This is a genomic window from Kitasatospora sp. NPDC088160, assembly GCF_044741445.1.
Taxonomy (GTDB): domain Bacteria; phylum Actinomycetota; class Actinomycetes; order Streptomycetales; family Streptomycetaceae; genus Kitasatospora.
The window spans coordinates 109,807-128,771 of sequence record NZ_JBIUSS010000006.1 but is presented as its reverse complement, the minus strand read 5'-3'; the positions used below and the strand labels follow the sequence as shown (position 1 = coordinate 128,771).

General features: G+C 72.8%; 20 protein-coding genes and 1 tRNA gene. 11 read left to right on the top strand and 10 right to left on the bottom strand.

From position 1 onward, the window contains the following. Positions 1 to 35 precede the first annotated feature (35 nt). A complete protein-coding gene (locus ACIOGZ_RS10980; protein ID WP_400985645.1) occupies positions 36 to 2,153 on the top strand; it encodes a YbdK family carboxylate-amine ligase in 2,118 nt (705 codons plus the stop codon). Positions 2,154 to 2,193: 40 nt separating this feature from the next. On the opposite strand, the gene ACIOGZ_RS10975 is transcribed toward ACIOGZ_RS10980, so the two are convergent. Continuing rightward, a complete protein-coding gene (locus ACIOGZ_RS10975; RefSeq protein ID WP_363584393.1) occupies positions 2,194 to 2,487 on the bottom strand; it encodes a hypothetical protein in 294 nt (97 codons plus the stop codon). Between the two features lie 303 nt (positions 2,488 to 2,790). On the opposite strand from ACIOGZ_RS10975, the gene ACIOGZ_RS10970 reads away from it, so the two are divergent. The 4 genes from ACIOGZ_RS10970 (at position 2,791) to ACIOGZ_RS10955 (ending at position 4,625) form a co-directional block, all read left to right on the top strand. Further along, a complete protein-coding gene (locus ACIOGZ_RS10970) occupies positions 2,791 to 3,006 on the top strand; it encodes a hypothetical protein (protein ID WP_400985643.1) in 216 nt (71 codons plus the stop codon). Positions 3,007 to 3,187: 181 nt separating this feature from the next. Continuing rightward, entirely contained in the window at positions 3,188 to 3,574 is a 387-nt protein-coding gene (locus tag ACIOGZ_RS10965) for a hypothetical protein (RefSeq protein WP_363584397.1), read from the top strand. A gap of 91 nt (positions 3,575 to 3,665) precedes the next feature. After that, a complete protein-coding gene (locus tag ACIOGZ_RS10960; RefSeq protein ID WP_363584399.1) occupies positions 3,666 to 4,172 on the top strand; it encodes a DUF6328 family protein in 507 nt (168 codons plus the stop codon). 255 nt (positions 4,173 to 4,427) lie between these two features. Further along, positions 4,428 to 4,625 (top strand): hypothetical protein, encoded by a 198-nt coding sequence (locus ACIOGZ_RS10955; protein ID WP_363584400.1) that lies wholly within the window; start codon positions 4,428 to 4,430, stop codon positions 4,623 to 4,625. A 179-nt stretch (positions 4,626 to 4,804) separates the two neighbouring features. Here the strand turns inward: ACIOGZ_RS10955 and ACIOGZ_RS10950 are convergent, their stop codons facing one another. Beyond that, positions 4,805 to 5,233: a DUF732 domain-containing protein gene (locus ACIOGZ_RS10950; RefSeq protein WP_363584455.1), complete on the bottom strand. Its 429-nt coding sequence runs from the start codon at positions 5,231 to 5,233 to the stop codon at positions 4,805 to 4,807. Between the two features lie 234 nt (positions 5,234 to 5,467). Between ACIOGZ_RS10950 and ACIOGZ_RS10945 the strand changes: the two genes are divergently transcribed. Then, positions 5,468 to 5,968 carry a carboxymuconolactone decarboxylase family protein gene (locus ACIOGZ_RS10945; protein ID WP_400985641.1) on the top strand — a complete coding sequence of 167 codons (501 nt, stop codon included), beginning with the start codon at positions 5,468 to 5,470 and terminating at the stop codon, positions 5,966 to 5,968. On the opposite strand, the gene ACIOGZ_RS10940 is transcribed toward ACIOGZ_RS10945, so the two are convergent. From ACIOGZ_RS10940 to ACIOGZ_RS10930, 3 genes are all read right to left on the bottom strand, one after another. Then, a complete protein-coding gene (locus ACIOGZ_RS10940) occupies positions 5,913 to 6,827 on the bottom strand; it encodes an alpha/beta fold hydrolase (protein ID WP_400985640.1) in 915 nt (304 codons plus the stop codon). The two genes, ACIOGZ_RS10945 and ACIOGZ_RS10940, sit on opposite strands and share 56 nt — an antisense overlap. 37 nt (positions 6,828 to 6,864) lie before the next feature. Continuing rightward, complete coding sequence (locus ACIOGZ_RS10935) at positions 6,865 to 8,031, bottom strand: glycosyltransferase family 4 protein (RefSeq protein WP_400985822.1); 1,167 nt, start codon at positions 8,029 to 8,031, stop codon at positions 6,865 to 6,867. A 71-nt stretch (positions 8,032 to 8,102) separates the two neighbouring features. Next, the gene (locus tag ACIOGZ_RS10930; RefSeq protein ID WP_400985638.1) at positions 8,103 to 9,236 is read right to left on the bottom strand and encodes a fatty acid desaturase; all 1,134 of its coding nucleotides are present in this window, start codon (positions 9,234 to 9,236) and stop codon (positions 8,103 to 8,105) included. 178 nt (positions 9,237 to 9,414) lie between these two features. Here ACIOGZ_RS10930 and ACIOGZ_RS10925 point away from each other — a divergent pair, with 178 nt between their 5' ends. Further along, positions 9,415 to 10,029 (top strand): ricin-type beta-trefoil lectin domain protein, encoded by a 615-nt coding sequence (locus ACIOGZ_RS10925; protein ID WP_400985636.1) that lies wholly within the window; start codon positions 9,415 to 9,417, stop codon positions 10,027 to 10,029. A gap of 25 nt (positions 10,030 to 10,054) precedes the next feature. Here the strand turns inward: ACIOGZ_RS10925 and ACIOGZ_RS10920 are convergent, their stop codons facing one another. Then, positions 10,055 to 10,417, bottom strand: a complete 363-nt coding sequence (locus ACIOGZ_RS10920) for a nuclear transport factor 2 family protein (RefSeq protein ID WP_400806834.1) — start codon at positions 10,415 to 10,417, stop codon at positions 10,055 to 10,057. A 318-nt stretch (positions 10,418 to 10,735) separates the two neighbouring features. Between ACIOGZ_RS10920 and ACIOGZ_RS10915 the strand changes: the two genes are divergently transcribed. After that, on the top strand, positions 10,736 to 11,533 hold the full coding sequence (locus ACIOGZ_RS10915) for a DUF2785 domain-containing protein (RefSeq protein ID WP_331744826.1): 798 nt from the start codon (positions 10,736 to 10,738) through the stop codon (positions 11,531 to 11,533). 61 nt (positions 11,534 to 11,594) lie between these two features. Here ACIOGZ_RS10915 and ACIOGZ_RS10910 read toward each other — a convergent pair whose 3' ends face one another. Together ACIOGZ_RS10910 and ACIOGZ_RS10905 are read right to left on the bottom strand one after the other, a co-directional pair. Then, the gene (locus ACIOGZ_RS10910) at positions 11,595 to 12,683 is read right to left on the bottom strand and encodes a hypothetical protein (protein WP_331744823.1); all 1,089 of its coding nucleotides are present in this window, start codon (positions 12,681 to 12,683) and stop codon (positions 11,595 to 11,597) included. Between the two features lie 432 nt (positions 12,684 to 13,115). Beyond that, on the bottom strand, positions 13,116 to 14,144 hold the full coding sequence (locus tag ACIOGZ_RS10905) for a serine hydrolase domain-containing protein (RefSeq protein WP_400985634.1): 1,029 nt from the start codon (positions 14,142 to 14,144) through the stop codon (positions 13,116 to 13,118). A gap of 510 nt (positions 14,145 to 14,654) precedes the next feature. Between ACIOGZ_RS10905 and ACIOGZ_RS10900 the strand changes: the two genes are divergently transcribed. Beyond that, on the top strand, positions 14,655 to 15,578 hold the full coding sequence (locus tag ACIOGZ_RS10900) for a hypothetical protein (protein WP_400985633.1): 924 nt from the start codon (positions 14,655 to 14,657) through the stop codon (positions 15,576 to 15,578). A 290-nt stretch (positions 15,579 to 15,868) separates the two neighbouring features. After that, a complete protein-coding gene (locus tag ACIOGZ_RS10895) occupies positions 15,869 to 16,528 on the top strand; it encodes a polysaccharide deacetylase family protein (protein ID WP_363584418.1) in 660 nt (219 codons plus the stop codon). A gap of 118 nt (positions 16,529 to 16,646) precedes the next feature. On the opposite strand, the gene ACIOGZ_RS10890 is transcribed toward ACIOGZ_RS10895, so the two are convergent. Next, a complete protein-coding gene (locus tag ACIOGZ_RS10890; RefSeq protein WP_331744814.1) occupies positions 16,647 to 17,459 on the bottom strand; it encodes a hypothetical protein in 813 nt (270 codons plus the stop codon). 194 nt (positions 17,460 to 17,653) lie between these two features. Between ACIOGZ_RS10890 and ACIOGZ_RS10885 the strand changes: the two genes are divergently transcribed. After that, positions 17,654 to 17,724, top strand: a tRNA-Cys gene (locus ACIOGZ_RS10885). Between the two features lie 386 nt (positions 17,725 to 18,110). Here the strand turns inward: ACIOGZ_RS10885 and ACIOGZ_RS10880 are convergent. Then, complete coding sequence (locus ACIOGZ_RS10880) at positions 18,111 to 18,797, bottom strand: triacylglycerol lipase (protein WP_363584422.1); 687 nt, start codon at positions 18,795 to 18,797, stop codon at positions 18,111 to 18,113. Positions 18,798 to 18,965: the final 168 nt, after the last annotated feature.

The following is an 18,965-nucleotide window of genomic DNA, read 5'->3' as shown; positions in this document are numbered from 1 at the left end:
ATGACGGCGCGGGCCGGGGGAGTGACGCTGGTGGGGTGGACGGCAGCGACGCGGTACGCGCGGAAGGCTCCCGGCGGCCCGTGCCGGACGGTGCGGGGCGCGGCCGGCAGCCGACGCCGACGGTGGGGGTGGAGGAGGAGTACTTCCTCGTGGACGCCGCCACCCGCGCCGCGGTGCCCGCCGGGCCGGGGCTGGCCGCCCGCGCCGCCGGCGTGCTGGGGGAGCTGGTGTCCGGGGAGTTCACGGACCTCCAGATCGAGGTGCGGACACCGCCGTGCAGCACGATGGAGGACCTGTCCGCCGAGCTGACGCGACTGCGCCGCGAACTGGCCGCGTGCGCGACGGCCGAGAACCTGAAGGTCTGTCCCAGCGCGACGCCCGTGATCGGCGGCGACGTGGCGCCGGTGGGCGATCACCCCCGGTACCGCGACGGGGTGAAACTGTTCCGGACGATGATGGATGACTTCGCCGTCTGCGCCCTGCACGTCCACGTGTTCCTGCCCGACCGGGAGGTGGCGGCCCTGGTCGGTAACCATCTGCGGCCATGGCTGCCGCTGCTGGTCGAGATGAGCGCCAACTCGCCCTTCCACGCCGGACGGGACACCGCGTACGCGAGCTGGCGGTCGGTGCTGCGCCTGCGGTTCCCCGGTCTCGGGCCGCCGCCGAGGGTCGAATCCTTCGACGACTACCGGCGCTTCGCCACCGCCATGGCGGACGTCGGTGGAATGTCCTTCGCCGAGCTGCCGTTCTGGGACACCCGCCCGCACCCGAACCTGCCGACCCTGGAAGTACGGTGCATGGACGTTCCGGCCGAGGCGGTCGACTCCGTGGCCCTGGCGGCCGTCGTCCGGGGACTGGTGGTGACCTCCGCCCGTTTGGCGGAGCACGGCGACCAGGGCCCCCGGCTGAGCGGTGAGCTGCTGCGCGGCGCCTACTGGTACGCCACCCGCGACGGCTGGCCGGGGCGGGGGACGGACGCCCTGACCGGACGGATGCTGCCCGCCCCGGAACGCGCACGGCGGCTGCTGGAGCACATCGGCGCCGCATTGGAGGACATGGGGGACCTGGAACGGGTCACCGCCTTCGTCGACCGGCTCGCCACCCGGGGCAGCGGCGCCCACCGCCAACGCGCCGCACACCGCGCCGGAGGCCTGCCGGCGGTGGTGGACGACCTGGCGAGCTGCATGATCCCCCCGGACGCCGCCCCGCCGCAGTCACCCGCCTGGCGGACCCCACTGCGGCGCGGCCGCGACGGGCGTGCCAGCTTGGAGGGAGCCGGCAGGGAGCGGCCGGGGGACGGACCCGCGCCGACGGCCGCCCGCGAACCCCTTGGGAAGCCGATGCACGCCACCCCGAACCCGAACGGCCGCACCCCCGAACGGGGCGGCCTGGTGCGCCGCGACGGCTACGCCCGCCTGAGCGCCGCCGACCTCGGCGTCGACCCCGAGGCACTGGCGGAGGACTTCGCCCGGCTCGCCGACGCCTACCGGGACCTGCCCCCGGACCCGTACGCGCGGGAGACCAACCGGTTCCGCCGCTACTCGCACGCCGTCTACCTGCCCTGGACCGGTGTGCTGTCCTACATCCCCGGTGCCCCCGACGGCGAGTTCGGCACCGTCACCGAGTACTGGCAGGACGAGCACAACCCCGAGTACCCCCGGCTGCGCCGCCGGCTGCCCGACATCCCGCCCGCCCTGCACGGCAACCGGCTGCTCGACGCCCTCGTCCGCGCCGACCTCGACCACGCCCTGTGGCTGGAGGACCTGCACCGCGTGCCCGTCTACGTCGGCATCCACCTGATCGCGCTCGGCGTGCAGGACCGGGGCCAGGTCGCGGTGTCCTCGCCGAACTGCCTTCACCAGGACGGCGGTTCACCGGCCACGTTCACCTTCGCCCACCTCGTCGGCCGCCGGAACATCGAGGGGGGCGAGAACGTCATCGCCACCCCGGAGAGCGCCGGCCGACAACCCGACGCGCTGCCCGCCGACGCCATCCACACCCGCTTCGTCCTGACCGAACCGCTGGACGGGTACGGCGTCCACGACCGGCGCGTCAGCCACTACGTCGGCCCGGTCCGCCTCGGCGACGACGGGGGCGACGGCCGCCGCGACATCCTCATCGTCGGCATCGCGCCGTACGCGCCCGGACTGTGAGCGCCGTACGCGGGCGCTGCGGGCACTGCGGGCACTGCGGTCACTGCGTACGCAGGGCGCGCTCGCACTCCTGGCACCGCTGGTCGGCGAGCGTGGGCGGGTACCAGGGCTCGCCGGGCCGGAGCGGCCGGTAGTGGGTGTGTTCCATCGGGCCGGTCTCCAGCCCGCACAGCGTGTACGGCTGCGGGTCCTCGGGCACGTCGGGATCGGCCCCGGCGGCGTGCACCGCGATCACGGCGGGCTCGGCACCTTCCGCATCTTCCGCACTTTCCGCGCTGATGGCCCCGATGGCCCCGTCGGGCTCCAGCTCGAAGAGCACGATGATCGATGCCATGCACCGAGCCTCGGCCATCGCCGGCGGACCCACATCCGGGGGTGGGCCTTTCGAGGCGAGCACCCCTTGCCCCGTTTCGGCCCGGCCCCGCCTGGAAGAGCGGCGGGACCGACGACCGCATGGATCGCGCCCGTCGGGGCCTGCTGCCATGCTCGGGTGATCACACCTCGTGCACGGAAGGAGTCCGTCGATGATCGTGCCGCCCGCGCTGGAACGGTGTCCGGGCGGGCTGCGGTGAGGGGCTGGGTGGTCGGGGCCGTCGGCGAACCGGGCAAACCGTGCAAACCAGGCGAGCCGGGGCGGTTGCTGGTGGTACTCGTCGACGGTCGGCGGCTGGTGACGCGCGAGCTGTCCGGGCAGGAGCGGGCGGAGCTCGGATCGCCCGTCGCCGGGCGGCTGCGAAAGCCGCATCCGGGCGCGCGGTCGATGGTGCGCTGGCTGCGCCCGGTGCTGGCCGTCGTCGTCGAGCTGGAAGCCGGACAGGTGCGCCGCATCGCCTTGCCCGCAACGGGCGACTGAGTGGTCCGCCGCCACCCGGTCCCGGCGCTGCGCACCGCGCTCCGAGCCTGATCCGGACCCACCGGCGCCACCTCGGCGGCCGTCGTGGGGTTCACCCGATTGCCCAGCGTCCGTCCGGCCGGCCCCGGGACGGACCGGGCGCCCGGGGGCGGGCCGCGTCCGGGCGACGTAGGTTGCGGGCATGACCAGTGACGAGACGACGATCCCGGCGGTAGGGGTGCGCCTGCTGGACGAGGTGTTCGACGCGATCGAGGCGGCCAACGGCCGCCCGCAGCCGTGGACCGGTTTCGACCACGGGATCCTGGGGGCCTACCGATGGGCCGCCGGCGCCCAGGTCGCGGCGCCCCTCACCGCTGCCGCCGCGCTCGGCGCCACCGGGCCGTGCCGGGCGCAGCTCCTGGCCGAGTGCCAGGCCGCCGCCGTCCGTCTGCGCGACGTCTCGGCCTTGGCCTTGGCCTCGGCCTCGGGTGAGGGCGACGGCGCGGACGACAGCGCGAACGCCGCGTACGCCCTGGGCGCCTACCAAGCGCTGGCCTGGCTCTGCGGCCACCACGAAGACCGCCCCTGACCCGGCGGCCCGAAGGGCCGGCACCGACCTGCGGGCCTGCCGACCTGCCCGCATCGCGCATCCGCGCATCCGCGCACAGGGAGACGAAACCGTGCTGAAGGACGACAAGTCGCCCGGCGGGGGCAGGGACGAGACGCCCCAGGAACGGGCCGACCGGCTCTGGAGCGAGATGCTCCAGGAGGTGCGGGTGTGCCAGACCGGCGCGCAGATCCTCTTCGGCTTCCTCATCAGCGTGGCCTTCACCCCGCGCTTCTCCGGCCTGCCCGACTTCGACAAGGACCTCTACGTCGCCACCGTCATCCTCGGCGCCCTCTCCACCGGCACGCTCGTCGCCCCCGTGGCCTTCCACCGCCTCCTCGCCGGCCGCGGCATGAAACCCGAACTCATCCACGTCGCCGGCCACCTCATCGCCACCGGCCTCGTCACCCTGGCCCTGACCATCGCCGCCGCCCTGCTGCTCCTGCTGCGCACCGCCACCGGCAACCCGGTCGCCGCCTGGGTCCTCAGCGCAGCCGTCCTGCTCTGGTTCACCACCACCTGGCTCGTCCTGCCCCAGATCGTGCTGCGGCGCACGGCCGCCCGCCGGACGGCTCCTTAGCGCCGGGGTCCTGCACGGGTCCGGATCCCGTCGTGGCGTCGTGGCCGGAGCGGCGCCAGGAACGGCAGGGCCCGCCGACCGGATCTCCGAGGCCGTGCGAACGCGTCGCGACCGGCGTTCGGGGTAGACGCCGGGGCAACCCCGAGGAGGAGCGGCCAGGCCCGCCGGTTCGAGCAGGAAGCAACCACCGGGCCCGCGAGGCCGCCCCCAGAGCGCACCGGATCTGCCGACTGACCTGATGAGAAGGGCTACGCCATGAGCACGCACGACACGGGCACCACCCCCGCGGAACACGACGCCTCGCGGGACGGCGACGACACCGTACGGGAGCGGTCCGCGGAGGAACGGAACATCGTGGCGCCCACCCCGAAGGACGTCCGCGCCAAGGCCGACGAGCCCGACGACGCCGACGACGCGCCCACCCCACCCGCAGCCGACACCCAGGCCCCCTGACCGGCGACACCCCCCGCCGCCCCCGGCCCCTGGCCGCCCGTACCCCGCCTGGCCGTGACCGGGCGGGGTTTCTGAACGCCCGTTGGCATCACCGGGTGCTCATGATGAACTGATCTATCCGACAATCCTCGCCGCAGCAGAGCCCCGCCCGGTGCTGGACGGGGCCTGTACGGCACAGGTCAGCCGCAGAACGTCGACTTCACCGCGGCGACGATCTGTGCGGCCTGGTCGTCCGTCAGAGACGGCACCGTGCCGCCCTCGAACCGTGACTTGGTGTTCTTCTGAACCGTCGCCGCGTCCTTGTTCTCGCGCGCGTCCAGGCACGTGTTACGGGCTCGGGAGACGGCGCGGTCCTGCTTGGCAACCAGACCCGGGTCCACGGCCTTGAGGGCGGCCATCAGGGCGACGGTCTGCGCCGAGTCCGGCGAGGGGATCGCGGACGTCGGCTTCGGGGCCTCGTCGGCCGGTTGCTGACCCGGGGCCGCCGGGGAGCTCGCGGACGGCTTCGCTTCGGCAGTCGCCTTATCGGGCTTGTCCTCGAACAGCGAGAGGACGGCACCGAGGGCGAGTACCGCCCCGCATCCGATCAGAATCTTTTTCTTGTCCATTCCCACCCCTTGACCGACATTTGGTGATCATCAGAGGTACCACAGGGCCTGTGACATGCGAAAGTCCCATCCGGAGACGGTCTCGTGGGTCGGCGGGGTCGGTTTCGATGACGGTCATGTTGCGGCCTCCCGGGGGGTCGCCTTCCAAAGTGGTTTCACTTTCAACTATGATGGTGCGGTGACATGCCGGCCACGAGTGATCCGTTGATCTGCTGATCCGCCAGAGGAGTTCCCGTGAGTGATGTGACCACCGATGTGACCGCGGCCCCGGTGCGCCGGCGGGTGTTCATCGACAAGCAGAGCCCTCAGGCCTACCGGGCGTTGCGGGCGACCGCCGAGGCGGCCGGGGTGGGGGCGGCGGAGGCCGGGCTGGACCGCAGGCTGGTGGAGCTGGTCAATCTTCGGGTGTCCCAGATCAACGGGTGTGCCTACTGCCTCAACGTGCACACCCGGGCCGCTCTTCAGGCCGGTGACGCCGCGCAGCGCCTGGGCACGTTGCCCGCGTGGCGCGACACCGAACTGTTCACGCCGCAGGAGCGTGCCGCGCTCGCCCTGGCCGAGGTGACCACCGACCCGTCGGACGCCGTCGCGCAGGAGGCCGCCTACGGCGCCGCCCGCGAGGTCCTGACCGATGACCAGATCTCGGCGGTCATCTGGGTGGCGATCGCCATCAACGCCTTCAACCGCGTGTCGATCCTGAGCAAGCACCCGGTGCGCGCGATTCCGGCACAGTGACGGCGCCGCGCGGGCTCGACCCGGTGATCAGGGCGCGGATCGCCGTGGCCACGGGGGCCGGCCGTTCCTGCATGGCGACGTGGCCGACGCCGGGGAGGGTGAGGAGGCGGGCGTCGCGGAAGGCCGCGTAGGCCCGGGGCGCCGTACGGAAGGGGACGAGGGCGTCGTCCCGGCCGTAGACGAGCAGGGTGGGGGCGGTGACGCGGCGCGCCAGGTGCCAGGCGGAGGCCTCGCCCCGTCGCAGGAACGCGTGGACCACCGAGCGCACACCTTCGGCCAGCATGTTTTGTGCGTACGGCAGTTCGGCGCGGCGTCGGCGCTCGCGCGCCTCCACCGACCGCTGTTCGGTGCCGACGAGGGCGGGGTTCGCGTAGATGAGGCGGTAGAGGTCGTCCAGTTGGCGGTCGGGGCTCTGGGCGGCCAGGAGGCGGGAGTGCAGTCGTGGCGCGCCCGGCAGGCCGAGCAGGGCCACCCGCAGGGCCGGGGCGGGCGGGAACGTCGGCAGCACGGGCGAGATGAGGGTCAAGGTGGCGACCAGGTCGGGCCGTTGGGCGGCGAGGCGCAGTGCGATCAGGCCGCCGAGGGAGTTGCCGACCAGGTGCACGCGGTGGTGTCCGGTCCGGTCGAGGTGGCGGGCGACGGCCGCGGCCTGGCGTTCGACGGTGACGTCGCCGTCGGGCGGGGGTGCCGATTTTCCGAAGCCCGGGAGGTCGAGGGCCAGGCAGTGCGCCGAGGTCCGCAGCAGGTCGATCAGGTGGGCCCAGTTGTGGGTCCAGCCGCCCAGTCCGTGCAGGAAGACGGCGGTGCCGGCGGCCGGAGCGGGGCTGCGGACGTACTCGGCGGCGAGGGGGTGGTGCATGGTGGTCCGTTTCTTCGGGGCGGGTCCGCCGGCCTGCTCAGCGGCGCAGGGGTGGCCCGGCCGTCTCGGTGAGGGCGAGCCGGTAGTGCTCGACGAGGCGGTCGCCGACCGTCTCCCAGCTGCGCTGCGTCGCTGAGGCACGGCCCGCCCGCCCGAACGCCGCCCGCAGTTCGTCGTCGCGGGCGAGACGTTCGACGGCCTCCCGGAACCCGTCCGCCGCGCCGGGTGGGACGAGGAACCCGGTGTGCCCCGGGCGGACGAGGTCGAGCGGTCCGCCGGCCGCCGGGGCGACGACGGGCAGCCCGCTCGCCATGGCCTCCTGGAGGGTCTGGCCGAAGGTCTCGAACGGCCCCGCGTGGACGAAGGCGTCGAACGAGGCGTAGAGCCGGGCGAGTTCGTGCCCGGACCGGAGGCCCAGGAAGACCGCGTCCGGGAGTACGGCCTCCAGCCGGGCCCGGCACGGGCCGTCGCCGACGACCACCAGCCGAACCCCCGGGATCCGGGACACCTCCGCCAGCCGGTCGACGTGCTTCTCCGGCGCCAGACGTCCGACGTACCCGACCAGGACGTCTCCGGGGCGGCCGAGGCGCCGGCGCAGGGTCTCGTCGCGGTGGTGGGGGTGGAACCGTGCGCAGTCGACGCCGCGCGGCCACAGGTGGACCCGGGGGATGCCGTGCGCGAGCAGGGCGCGCAGCGAAGCCCGCGACGGTGCCAGCGTCCGCGCGGCGAGGGAGTGCACCCGTCGCAGCCGCCACCAGGCCAACAGGGGCCCGGCCGCGCCCAGCGCTGGCAGGTAGGTCCTGGCGTAGGCGGCCAGATCGGTCTGGTAGACCGCCACGGACGGGACCCCCGCCCGGTCGGCCGCCGCGGCGCCGACCGCCCCGAGCGCGAACGGGCTGGCCAGGTGGACCACGTGCGGGCGGTGCCGCTCGATGGCGTCGGCCACCCCGCGCCCCGGGAGCGCGACCCGCACCTCCGGGTAGCCGGGCAGTGGCACCGACGGGACGCGGACCACCTCGTAGCCGTACGCCCGATCGCGGCGCAGGTCGCCCGCGTGCCGTCGCGCGGCCCGCGCGGCCGGTGCCCGCACGGCGGGTGCCACCACCACCGGGGTGTGGCCCCGGGCGACGAGGTGTTCGGCGGTCCGGAGGACGCTGTGGGCGACACCGTTGAGCTGCGGGGCGAAGGACTCGGTGACGATCAGGACGCGGAGCCGTTCGCCGCCGGGGGCCGGGCCGTCCGCGGTGCGCGCCGCCGGCCCGGACAGGACTCCGCTCACCGTACCGCCGCCCCCGCTTCGGGCGCGGCCTGCGGCTCCGGGGCGGTCGGCCGGGTCGGCTCTGGAGCGGAAGGCCGGGTCGGCGGGCCCGACTGCGCCGGGTCGCCGGGGAGCGAGCGGCCGACGGCCTGCAGGTCCCGCAGGATCTCCCGCAAGCAGGCGACCGGGCTCGCCTCGCTGTACGGCACGCCGATCTGGGCGCAGTAGTCGCGCACGATGCGCGAGGCGGGGCGCAGCGCCGCCACCGGCATGGCCGGGAAGAGGTGGTGCTCGATCTGGTAGCCGAGGCCGCCGAAGAGGAAGTGGACGAACCGGCCGGCCCGCAGGTTGCGCGACGGCAGCACCTGCCGGCGGAGGAAGTCGGCGCGCTCCGCGTCCGGGCCGGTCATCGGCATGCCCTTGTGGTTGGGCGCGAAGATGCACCCCAGGTACACGCCGAGGACCGCACCGAACAGTACGGCGAAGGCCAGCGCCTGGAGCGGTGCGAGGACGACGGCCAGGAGGGCCACCGCCAGGGCGTAGTGCAGCGCGGCGAGCGTGCGCTCCAGGGCCGGGTACCGGACGGTGCCGCGGGTCAGGGTCAGGCAGGTGGCGAGGAGCAGCCCGAGCGCCTGGAGGGACAGCAGCGGGAAGAACAGTTCCGCCTGGTACCTGGCCGCGAGCCGCCTCAACCCTCTTGTCCGGCAGGCCTGTTCGGTGGTCCGGGCGAAGAGGAGGGAGTCCGCGGCCGGGTCGTGGCCCTCGCGGTTCGGGTGTGCGTGGTGCCGGTTGTGGTCGCTCACCCACCATCCGTAGCTCATGCCGACCACGAGGTTGCCCAGCACGATGCCCGCCAGGTCGGTCGCCCGCCGGCCGGCGAACACCGCGTGGTGGGCGACGTCGTGCCCCAGCAGCGCCAACTGGCCGAGGACGAAGGCGAACAGGGGCGCGATGCACAGCTGCCACCAGCTCGCGCCGAGCGCGACGAACCCGGCCAGGAGCAGCGCCAGGGCGGTGAACAGCGCGGCGCTCCGGCCTGCGTAGTACAGGGGACGCCTGCGCAGCAGACCGGCGTCGGAGACGCGTCGGTGCAGCTCGGCGAAGTCGCCGCGCCGGGTGGTCCCGGTGGGCGGGGTGTCCTGAACGGTCATGCCACCATTCCGGTCTCGGGTCGCTCCGGTCGCTCCGGTCGCTCGTTCCCGCCGCGCCGCGAGGCCCCGGGCAGGGTGGCGTCAGCCTTCCGCATCCGAACCGCCGTTGTCTCGGCGCTTCGCCGTGTCGCGGCCGGAGGTGGCCCGATCGGGTGGCGGCGGGCCCGGCTGGTCCGTCATGCGTCCGATCACCGCTCGCCCGTTCGGCGCCGACGGCACCCAGGGCTCGCACTGCTGGAACAGCACCGGCGAGGGCCAGCACCTCCAGTGCGCCAACAGCACCGTCAACCAGGGCCGCCCGGTCACCGGCCACACGTACGCCTTCCAGGTCCGGATCGACCCCGCCACCCACTGGGTGACGGCCACCGTCACCGACGAGACCGCCGGCACCTCCTTCGGCCTCGGCCAGTCCGCCCGCTGGCCGCTCCGGTTCGCCAACGGCGCCTGCCTCGACCGCGGCGGCACCAACGGCGCCATCAGCTACCGCTGCGCCACCACGTCCAACGCCAACCAGCTCTTCGTCTTCGCCCGCGACGGCAGCCTGCACACCGCCCAGGGCAACGAGTGCCTGGCCGCACCTGCGGCCGTCGGCGGCCAGGTGGTGCGCGCCGCCTGCGACGGTTCCGCGGCCCAGCGGTGGAGCTACGACGGTGCCCGCCGGGCCGTGGTCAACCCCGCCGGCTGGGCGCTCACCTCCAGCACCGCGGGGCGCAACGGGGACCCGGTGACCGCACGGCCCGCCGACGGCAGCCCTGAGCAGACCCTCACCGCGGTCGTGCGGACGGATGCCTAGCCTTCCTGTCCCGTGAGGTTGGGGGCTACCGGGGTGCGGCGGCCTGGCGCAGGTGGCGGCTCACGTCGCCGACCAGCGTGAGGCGCACCCGGCGCTCCGCGAACTGCCATTGGCCGCTTTGGAGTTCGAAGCGGTCGTGGTAGCGGGCGGCGGCGATGGGCTGCAAGGGGAAGCCGGGCAGGGCCCGGAGGACGGTGACGTATGAACGCGCGACGGCCGTGCCCGCCGGTTCGTCGACCTCGACGGAGAGGTTGGTGGTGACGTGCTGGGTGCGCGGGTGCCGTCGGCGTAGACGACCTGCGGGCGGGCGTTGGTCTGGCCCGCGAGCGTGATCGGCCGCCCGTGGTCGAGCGACAGGTACGTGTCGGCGTCGTCGGCCCCGCGCCACACCTGGATGAGGTCACTGTCGTCGGCGCGCGCCTCGCCCATGATGCCGCTCGCCGCGACGGGGACGTCGTCCTCGATCTCGTCGGCCCACCTGCTGCTCTCACCGGGCGCCTCGGCGTACGCCGAGGAGTTCGAGAACACCAGGACGGCGAGCGCGGTCGTCACGGTGACGGCGGCCAGGCGCCACGTGGACGGGGGAGTGGGGGCGGGAGGCCGGGGCGATGGGCGTCCGACGTCCCGCGGCACTGTCGGTCACAGCAGCGGGCGGATCCGGATAATCGCTGGTCACGCCGTCCGTGGCGGGCTAGCCTCGCTGCTCGTGACTGACTGGTACAAGATCTACTCCGACGCATGTGCGGTGCCCCCGGGCGGCGATCTGGACGAGCTCACCGCAGAACTGGCGGAGTGCCTGCGGGATCCGGACCCGGAGGTGCGCGACGGCTACCCGTACGTCGTGCTGCGGACCTGGATCGAGCGCGACGTCATCGACGGCGACCGGCGGGTCCGCCTGGGCGATGACATGGCGGCCCGCTTCGCGGCCGGTTCGCCGATTCAGGCCCGCACGTTCGCGCCGCTGGTCCTGGACATGATCGTCAGCCGCGGGGACCTCCGGCAGGAATGGCTCGACGCGTTCGTCCGCTGGTACCCCGCGGAGAGCGATCTGCGCGGCCACGACGCGCAGTTGGGCTGGCTGCACGCGGTGGCGCACGGCGCCGACCTGCTCGGTGCCCTCGGCTGCCACCGCGAGGTCGAACCGGTCGAGATGCTGGACCTCGCGACCGCCCGGCTCCTCGCGCCCACCGACTACCTGTACGCCGAACGGGAGGACGACCGGCTCGCCCGTGCGATCGCGCTGACCCTCACCAACCCGAAGCTCACCGCGGACCGGTCCGTCGCCTGGCTCGACGACATCGGCGCCGACTTCCGGGCCGTGGCCCGGGGCACCACCCCGACATACGTGTCCAACGCGCTGCGCACCCTGCGGATGCTCTACCTCCTCACCGACCTCGGCGTCCCGCCGCAGCCGGGGCAGCCGCCTCGTCAGGTCCCGCATCGCGACGCGGTCAAGCGGCGGCTCGTCGAAGTACTGGCGGACGACGCGAAGTCCGTCGGCTGACAGCCCCGCGCCGCGAGCCGTCCGGGCCTCCACGCCGTCGCCCGCCGGTGCCCTCGTCCCGCTACCGGATCCTCTTCTCGACGATCGCGTGGTCGGGGAAGAGACCGCTGCGGGCTCCGTTCCAGTTGATGTCGATGCTGAACTCGTTGACGGTGGCGTTGATCGCGGGGGTGTCCGTCGACGGCGCCAGGGCGCCGGCGGGCTGGCGCCACCCGTCCCAGGTGTCACCGCCGGTGGAGGAGGTGTTGATCCAGACGTAGCCGTCGGCCCCGATGCAGGCGAGCATCTGCCGGCGCTGGTTGGCGTACTGGGGGTCGCCCGGGGCGACGGTGTAGTCCTGGTACCCCATCCGCGCGGCCGACACCCCGGAGATGCACACGGCCCCGCCCGGTACCTGGCTCGCGGTTCCGGTCGCCCCGGTGGCGGGGTTGCGCCAGATCTGCCAGACGTGGTTGTCGGTTCCGACCAGGTAGATGTGCTCCATCTCGCCGCCCGCCGCCTCGTTCCAGGTCATGATCGGGCTCGGTCGCCGGGTGCCCGTCGTGCCGCTTCCCTGCGGCCCCACGTGCCACTGGCTGTTGGGGAAGCTGATCGCGGTCTGCGAGCGGGTGCCGTCCGGGCGGGTGTGCACGCTGGTGATCCGGTAGAGGCCGTTGACGTCCGCCCAGTCGAAGAGCACCGTGCTGCCCAGGCTCTCCAGGGAGATGCCGCCCCAGGCGGCGGCGTCACCCTCGATGCGGTGCCACGGCTCCCACTGGTTCGCGGACGGGTTCTGCACGGCGGTCCAGTAGATCTGGTTGTCCACCCCTTGGTGGGCGACCATGACACGGTCCTGCCACTGCACGATGGCGGGGGAGTAGTAGCTCTGGGCCTGGAAGCCGCCCAGCGGCTGCCAGGCGCCGTTGTTGAACCGGAACCAGATGCCGTTGTCGAGGCCCCTGGTGACGTCGTAGGTGTTGCCGTTGACCGTCACCGTCTTCATGTAGGACAGGCTGCTGACGCCGACGCCCCGCCAGTCCAGTTCCACCGCCCCGGCAGGGGCCGGGGCGGCCAGGAGCAGGACGCCTCCGGCCATCGCGGCCGCGATCGTGTTCCCCACCCGGCGCAACGCCGTCGTCCGTCGCAGCGGGTGAGCAGTTGTCCGGTGCACTTCGGGCTTCCTTTCGCTGAGGATCCCTCGGCTCCCCCCGAGCGAACGTGCAGGGGCGGCAACCGGGATTCCGCGGACTCGGCCTTCTCGCCGTGCAAGAACCGTAGTTGCCGTGCGGCTCCGCAGTGTGCTCTGCGCGCACTCGTCGTTGACGGTCAACGCAGCAGTGGCCGAACCAGCCGCCGACGCGCCGCCGCACCCTGAGTTTCGGCGAAGCGGTTGAGGGCGATCGGGGCGGGCCGATCGGTGGGCGGCGGGCCGTCGGCGGACTGCTGGCAATGAAGTTGGGACTGCCGGACAATTCTTCTCCTGGGACCGATGAGTTCGGGCGGCGGCGCGTGCAGGGGGTTTGGAGAGTGGCCGCGACCACCGACGCCATCCTGGAACTGGGCGACGCCAACCACGGCCACTCTCACTACGGAGCCTCGGCCGTCACCTGCACAGGGTGGCGTCGAGGAGGGCCAGGACATCGGAGGGGCCCTGCTTGGTGGGCGCCGTGTCGGCGGTGACGGCAACCGTGACGGCGCGGCCGTCATCGGTGACGCCGGTGCGCGTCTGGTAACCGGGGATGTCACCGCCGTGCCCCCACATCAGGCCGCCGCAACTCAGCGGCGTACTGGTCACTCCCAGCCCGTACCGGGCACCGGGCCACATTCCGCCGGGGACCTCGACGGTGGTCCGCATCTGGGCGAGCTGTGCGGGCTTCAGGAGCTTGCCGCCGAAGAGGGCGGAGAAGAATCGGTTCAGATCGCTCGGGGTGGAGATCACCTGCCCGGCGGCCCAGGACCAGGAGGGGTCCAACTCGGTGACGTCCTCCAACGGCCCCCCGGGCTGCGCGTAGTAGCCCTGGGGGTGTGCTTTCCGGATGCCCTCGTCGCCCGCGCCGGGGAAGTAGGTGTGGCGCAGTCCGATGCGTTCGATGATCCGGTGGGTGATCTGCTCGGCCAGCGGACGGCCGGTGACCTTCTCGATGATCAGGCCGGCCAGGAGGTAGTTGGTGTTGCTGTACGCCCAGCTGGTCCCGGGGGCGAACAGCGCCTTGTGCGCCAGCGCCAGGTCGAGCAGGGTTCGGGGCTGGAGGTAGGTGTGGCGCTCCGTGCCGACGAGGTCGCCCACGAAGTCGACGTAGTCAGGCAGTCCGCTGGTGTGCTGCAGCAGCTGACGTACCGTGATGTGGCGGCCGTCGATGCCCTCGCCGCGCACCAGGTTCGGCAGGTACTGCTCGACCGGGGCGTCGAGGGCGACCTTGCCTTCGTCGACCAGTTGCAGGACGACCGTGGCGGTGAACGCCTTGGTGTTGCTCCCCGCCCGTACCTGCCCGTCGACCGGCACCTTCTTCCCGGTGCTCAAGTCTGCGACGCCGGCAGCGTAGTTGCGGGTGCGCCCGTCGCGGCCGAGGTCGGAGGCCAGGGCGGCGGGGTACTTGTCCTCGTGCACCAGGCGGTCCAGGCCTTGCCGCACGACCTCACCCGGAGCCGCGGGGCTGTGCCGCGGACGCGGGCAGAGCGCCTCCCACGGCCAGACCGGTGGCGACCGTCACCACCACCATCGCGATGCCTCGCCCCGGCCCGGACGACGAGGCGCGGGCACGTCGAAGCGGGCGAGAACGATCGGTCATGGGGGAACCCTCCTTGTGCACCCTGCCGGATGCATCGGCAATTCGTATGCCTTCAGCCTGGGTGCTCAAGATCCACCGATCCATCCGGGCAGCGGGCCCATGCGAGAGGGGGATAACCCCCGGTCGGGGCCGTCATGGAACCCTTTTCCGGGTCCAGCCGTGGAAGGCCTCGGTGGTCCTGGCCGCACTTCGTGCCGGCCATCGGCGGGAGGATTTGAATATGATCCGGCCGCTGGCGTCAACACACTTGGTGTGTCAGATAGTTGTGGTACGTTCCGTGACCTAACCACAAATAGGTGACCCCGGCAGCGCGCCAACGCTCCGGGGCCCGGCAACAGGAGAAGCACCTCCCGATGCGCGTCCATCGTAGCGCCCACGTGCGCGATTTCACCGTGCTGCCCAACACGATGCTCCAGTACCGGCGGCTGTCCTACACCGCTCGCGGTCTGCTCGCGGACCTCCTCTCCCGCCCGGACGGCTGGCGCGAGGACGGCCGGCACATGGCCGACACCAGCCCCCAGGGGCGCTGCGCCATTCGCAAGGCGCTGAAGGAGCTGGCCGAGGCGGGCTTCTACCGGGTCGAGAAGATCCGGATGCCCGACGGCACGATCATCACCGAGACCCACGTCCACGACACCCCGCAGCTGATGCCGCCGGGTGCCAACCGTCCGGCCCCCGGCGAAGGGACCACCGGCGGCGCTGACGCCCTGGTAAAGAACCCGGTGAAAGAACCCTCCCTCCCCTCCCGGCAGTCCGGAGAGCCCGGCGCCGCCCTGGGGGCGGAAAGGCGGGAGGGGGACTCCGAAAAGGACGCGCCGGACGAACGGCTCCGCGAGGCGGTCGCCACCCTGTTCCGGGTCATCCGCCCCGAACCGCGCCTGAGCCTGGGCGAGGCCGAGGCACGCGAACTCGCGCCCCTGGTCGCCCAGTGGCTGGAGCGCGGCAGCACACCCGCCGACCTCGCCCGGGCCCTGCTGCCGGGCCTGCCCGCCCCGGTGTACTCGGCGGTCGCGGTGCTCCGCTACCGCCTGGAGCGCAAGATGCCGCCCCTCCGGGCCGCCGCACGGCCCGCAGCGGCCGGCTACGCCGAGTGCGCCCAGTGCCACGACCCCGTCCCCCGGCCCGGCATCTGTCGCGCGTGTGCGGGCCTCGTCAGCCGCCCTGCGGACGACAGCCGCACGACGGGAATCGCCTCCGCAGGCGCAGCGCGGGTCCGGGCCGCGCTCGATGCCGCCAGAGCCGCCGCACGGGCACCGGCCGCCGTCGCGGCCAGGTGAAACGTCGGCCGGTTCCGGACGGGGCGGAACCGGTATTCGGGCCGTGCGGGCCGGGCACTCGTCGGGCGACTTCTGGGCTGGCATCCGGGTGAAATGGGGCGGAGTCGCCTGGCGCGAATGGAAGCCGGGTACGACGCTGCCAGAATGCAATTTCCCTGAAGGCCACCTGCACAGGCGGTGCCGCCGGACAGCTGGAGCAGAACATGCGAATCATTCGACCACGCAACAGTCCGGAAGAAGCGGCCGGTGGAGGTGCGGGGCGTTTTCCGTGGACGCTGATGTACCACTCGGTGGCGTCAACGAGTGAGGATCCCTATCTGATTACCGTCGACCCTGCGCGCTTTCGCCGCCAGCTGCGCTGGCTGTCCGCCCGCGGGCTGCGCGGGGTGTCGGTCGGCGCCCTGATGCGCTCGCACCGGGGTGGTGGCGCGGCGGGCATGGTGGGGCTGAGTTTCGACGACGGATACCGCGACTTCGTGGAGGAGGCCATGCCCGCACTGGCGGAGTACGGCTTCACGGCGACGGTCTACGTGGTGGCCGACCGGCTGGGCGGATACAACGACTGGGACCGGCAGGGTCCGCGCAAGCCGCTGATGACGGCGTGCCAGGTCCACGAGGCCGCCGCCGCCGGGCTGGAGATCGGCTCGCACGGGCTGACGCACCGGCGGCTGGCGGGCCTGGGCGCGCGGGAGCTGGCAGCCCAGGTCGCCGACAGCCGCCGCGTGCTGGAGGACCTGACGGGGCAGGCGGTCGAAGGGTTCTGCTACCCGTACGGTTCGCTCGACGCCGCCGCGGTGGAAGCGGTGGCGCGAGCCGGCTACGGGTACGGGTGCGCGGTCAGCCCCGGGGTCCACAGCGGGGTGTACGCGCTTCCCCGCTGCTACGTCGGTGACCGGGACGGGCCGCTGCACCTGGCCGCGAAGCTGGTGCGCGACCGCTGGCGGCGCTGACGGCGCTGGCGGCGCTGGCGGCCGGCGAGGACCTGCCGGCGACGAAAACCTGCCGGGCACCGCGGAGGGCGGTGCCCGGCAGGGCGGTGGTCGGCGGGCGGCGGGCGGTGGCGGAAGGTCAGTGGGCGGTGGCGGCGGGTTCCAGATGCAGCCAGGACTCGTGCCACAGCAGGGCGCAGCGGCGGTCGCAGCCGGTGGCGAGCGGCTCGCCGCCGCAGCGCAGGCCGTTGAGGATGAACCAGCGGCCCTTGGTGGGGTGCTGCCACCAGGCGAGGGAGCGGTGGCGCAGTTCGGTGGCGCTGTGGCGGGTGTCGGCGTGGAGCTCCATGCCCGGCTGGAAGGGGACGCCGTCCAGCCGCCCGTCGGGGTCGAGGGTGGCGTGGATCTCCGGGAGGCTGCGCACGGTCGCCCAGAGGGCGGCGGGCCGAGCGGCGGGGACCGGCGCGGGGGCGGGCTCCAGCCATTCGTCGCGGAACAGCAGGGCGCAGTCCAGTCCGCAGCCCTGGGCCCCGTCCGCGCCGTGGCAGGTGGCGCCGGCCAGGGCGACGGTGCCGGACAGGCGCCGCACGCGGTAGTGGTCGTCGATCATGCGGCGCACGATGCGTTCGACCTGGTAGACGCCGCCGCAGAACGACCACTGACTGCGGGTGAACCACAGGCCGCGGTGGCGGTCCTTGGCGTCGAGGGTGGCGCGCACCGTGGCCTCGTCCTTCACCCGGACCCAGTCTCCCTCGGTGAAGCGGGAGGGCCGGCCGGGCGTCGGGACGGCGGCGCGGCGCTCACGCAGGCCTTCGCGGACGATCCGGGCGCGGCGCACGACACCGAGCGGGGGAAGGTCGCGCAGGGGGAGGCTCTTGTACTGGCACCGGTTCGCAGCGGTTCCGCAGCGCAGCTCCGTGGTACGGGTGGACCATGATTCCTCGACGGCCATCAGTGAAATCCCATCGGGTCGGAGATATCGGCACAGGCTAGCGCACCGCGACTTTTCCGCGCTGGCCCACCGGACCCTGTCGACACCATGTCGAGAGAAATAGCACTAAACGCATTAAGGGTCTTCTGGAGTGAAAGATCGGCGTCGCCGGGTAATCCCCGTTCATGTGCGTGTAATGTTTCCCTCGTTGCCGCGGTGGAGTGGCTGAGTGGCGAGGCGACGGCTTGCAGGGCCGTTTAGATGGGTTCGATTCCTATCTCCACCTTTTCTTTCCGGCGATTTCGCCCGTATTCCTGGTCCATGGATTGTCCGGGTTCGCGCTCTGATTTATCGGAGAGTCGCGGCCGACGGCCCGAGTCGGTGGCCCGCGCAGCGCGGCCCACACCCTCCCGTTGTGGACGCCATGGAGTCAGTGATCCGCCCGGCGGTTCCGGCCGACCTGAACGCCGTGGCCGAGATCTTCGCGCACTACGTCCGCCACACCGTGGTCACCTTCGAGGAGGCCCCGCCACCGGCGGCCGCCCACGGGTTTGACCGGCAGGCGACGCAGATGTGCTCGTCGCGCCGTTGTCGCGGCGGGGCCGGCCACCGCGCCGAGGATCTGTACACGGCGGGTGGCCGGTGGTGCCGGGGCGGTGGTGTGGCTGTGTGTCAGCTGGTCAGGATCGCGGTGACCTTGTCGAGGACGTCGGGGTTCGTCAGGAAGTCGTTGTGCTTGAGGCCGTCCGTCTCGATGTTGGTGGCGCCGTTCAGCTTGGTGCTGGTGGTCGGGGAGATCTGCTCGTCCTTGGGGGACCAGAAGGTCGTGTACCGGGTGGGACCCGGGGTCTCGGTGTCCTGGTTGAGGTGGCTGATGACCCACGAGTTGGGCGTCATGTCCTTGCACCCCTGGTCCCAGAGGGCGCAGAGGTAGCCGAGGGAGGTGCCGTGGTTGGGGCCGGCCAGGGAGATCCAGTTCGCGACCTTCTGGTTGCCGCCTCCGAACTTGATGTACCAGCGGCTCGGCAGGCTGCCCAGGCTGTGGGCGACGATGTTCACCTTGGCCGCGCCCGTCTGGCTCAGAACGTTGTCGACGTACTGGGTCAGTTCGCCGGCCAGGACCTCGTTGGTCGACCGGGAGGTGTCGTAGCCCCAGGCGAAGGCCGGGACGTCCTTCGAACGGAGGCCGGTCATCAGGGTGCCCCATACTCCGGGGTCCGCGTTGCGGCCGTGGATGAGGATGACGGGGATGTGTGCGGTGTCCGCGTGGGCCGGGACGGCGGCCCCCGGTCCGGTCAGCAGGGCCGCGGTTATGGCGGCGGTCAGGGCGGTTGCGGCGGCGGTGGTGGGGCGACGCATGTGTGCTCCGAGGTTCGTCGGCGGATGGACGGCACGGATCGTGGGGGCGCCCGCAGGATGGCGGGTGCCCCCGTGTCGCGCCAAGCGCATCATCGGCGACGGGGTGCCGAATTGGCGGAGAGCGTTCGACCTTCACTCGATCGGGTGATTTGTGGGCGCGGGTCGCAC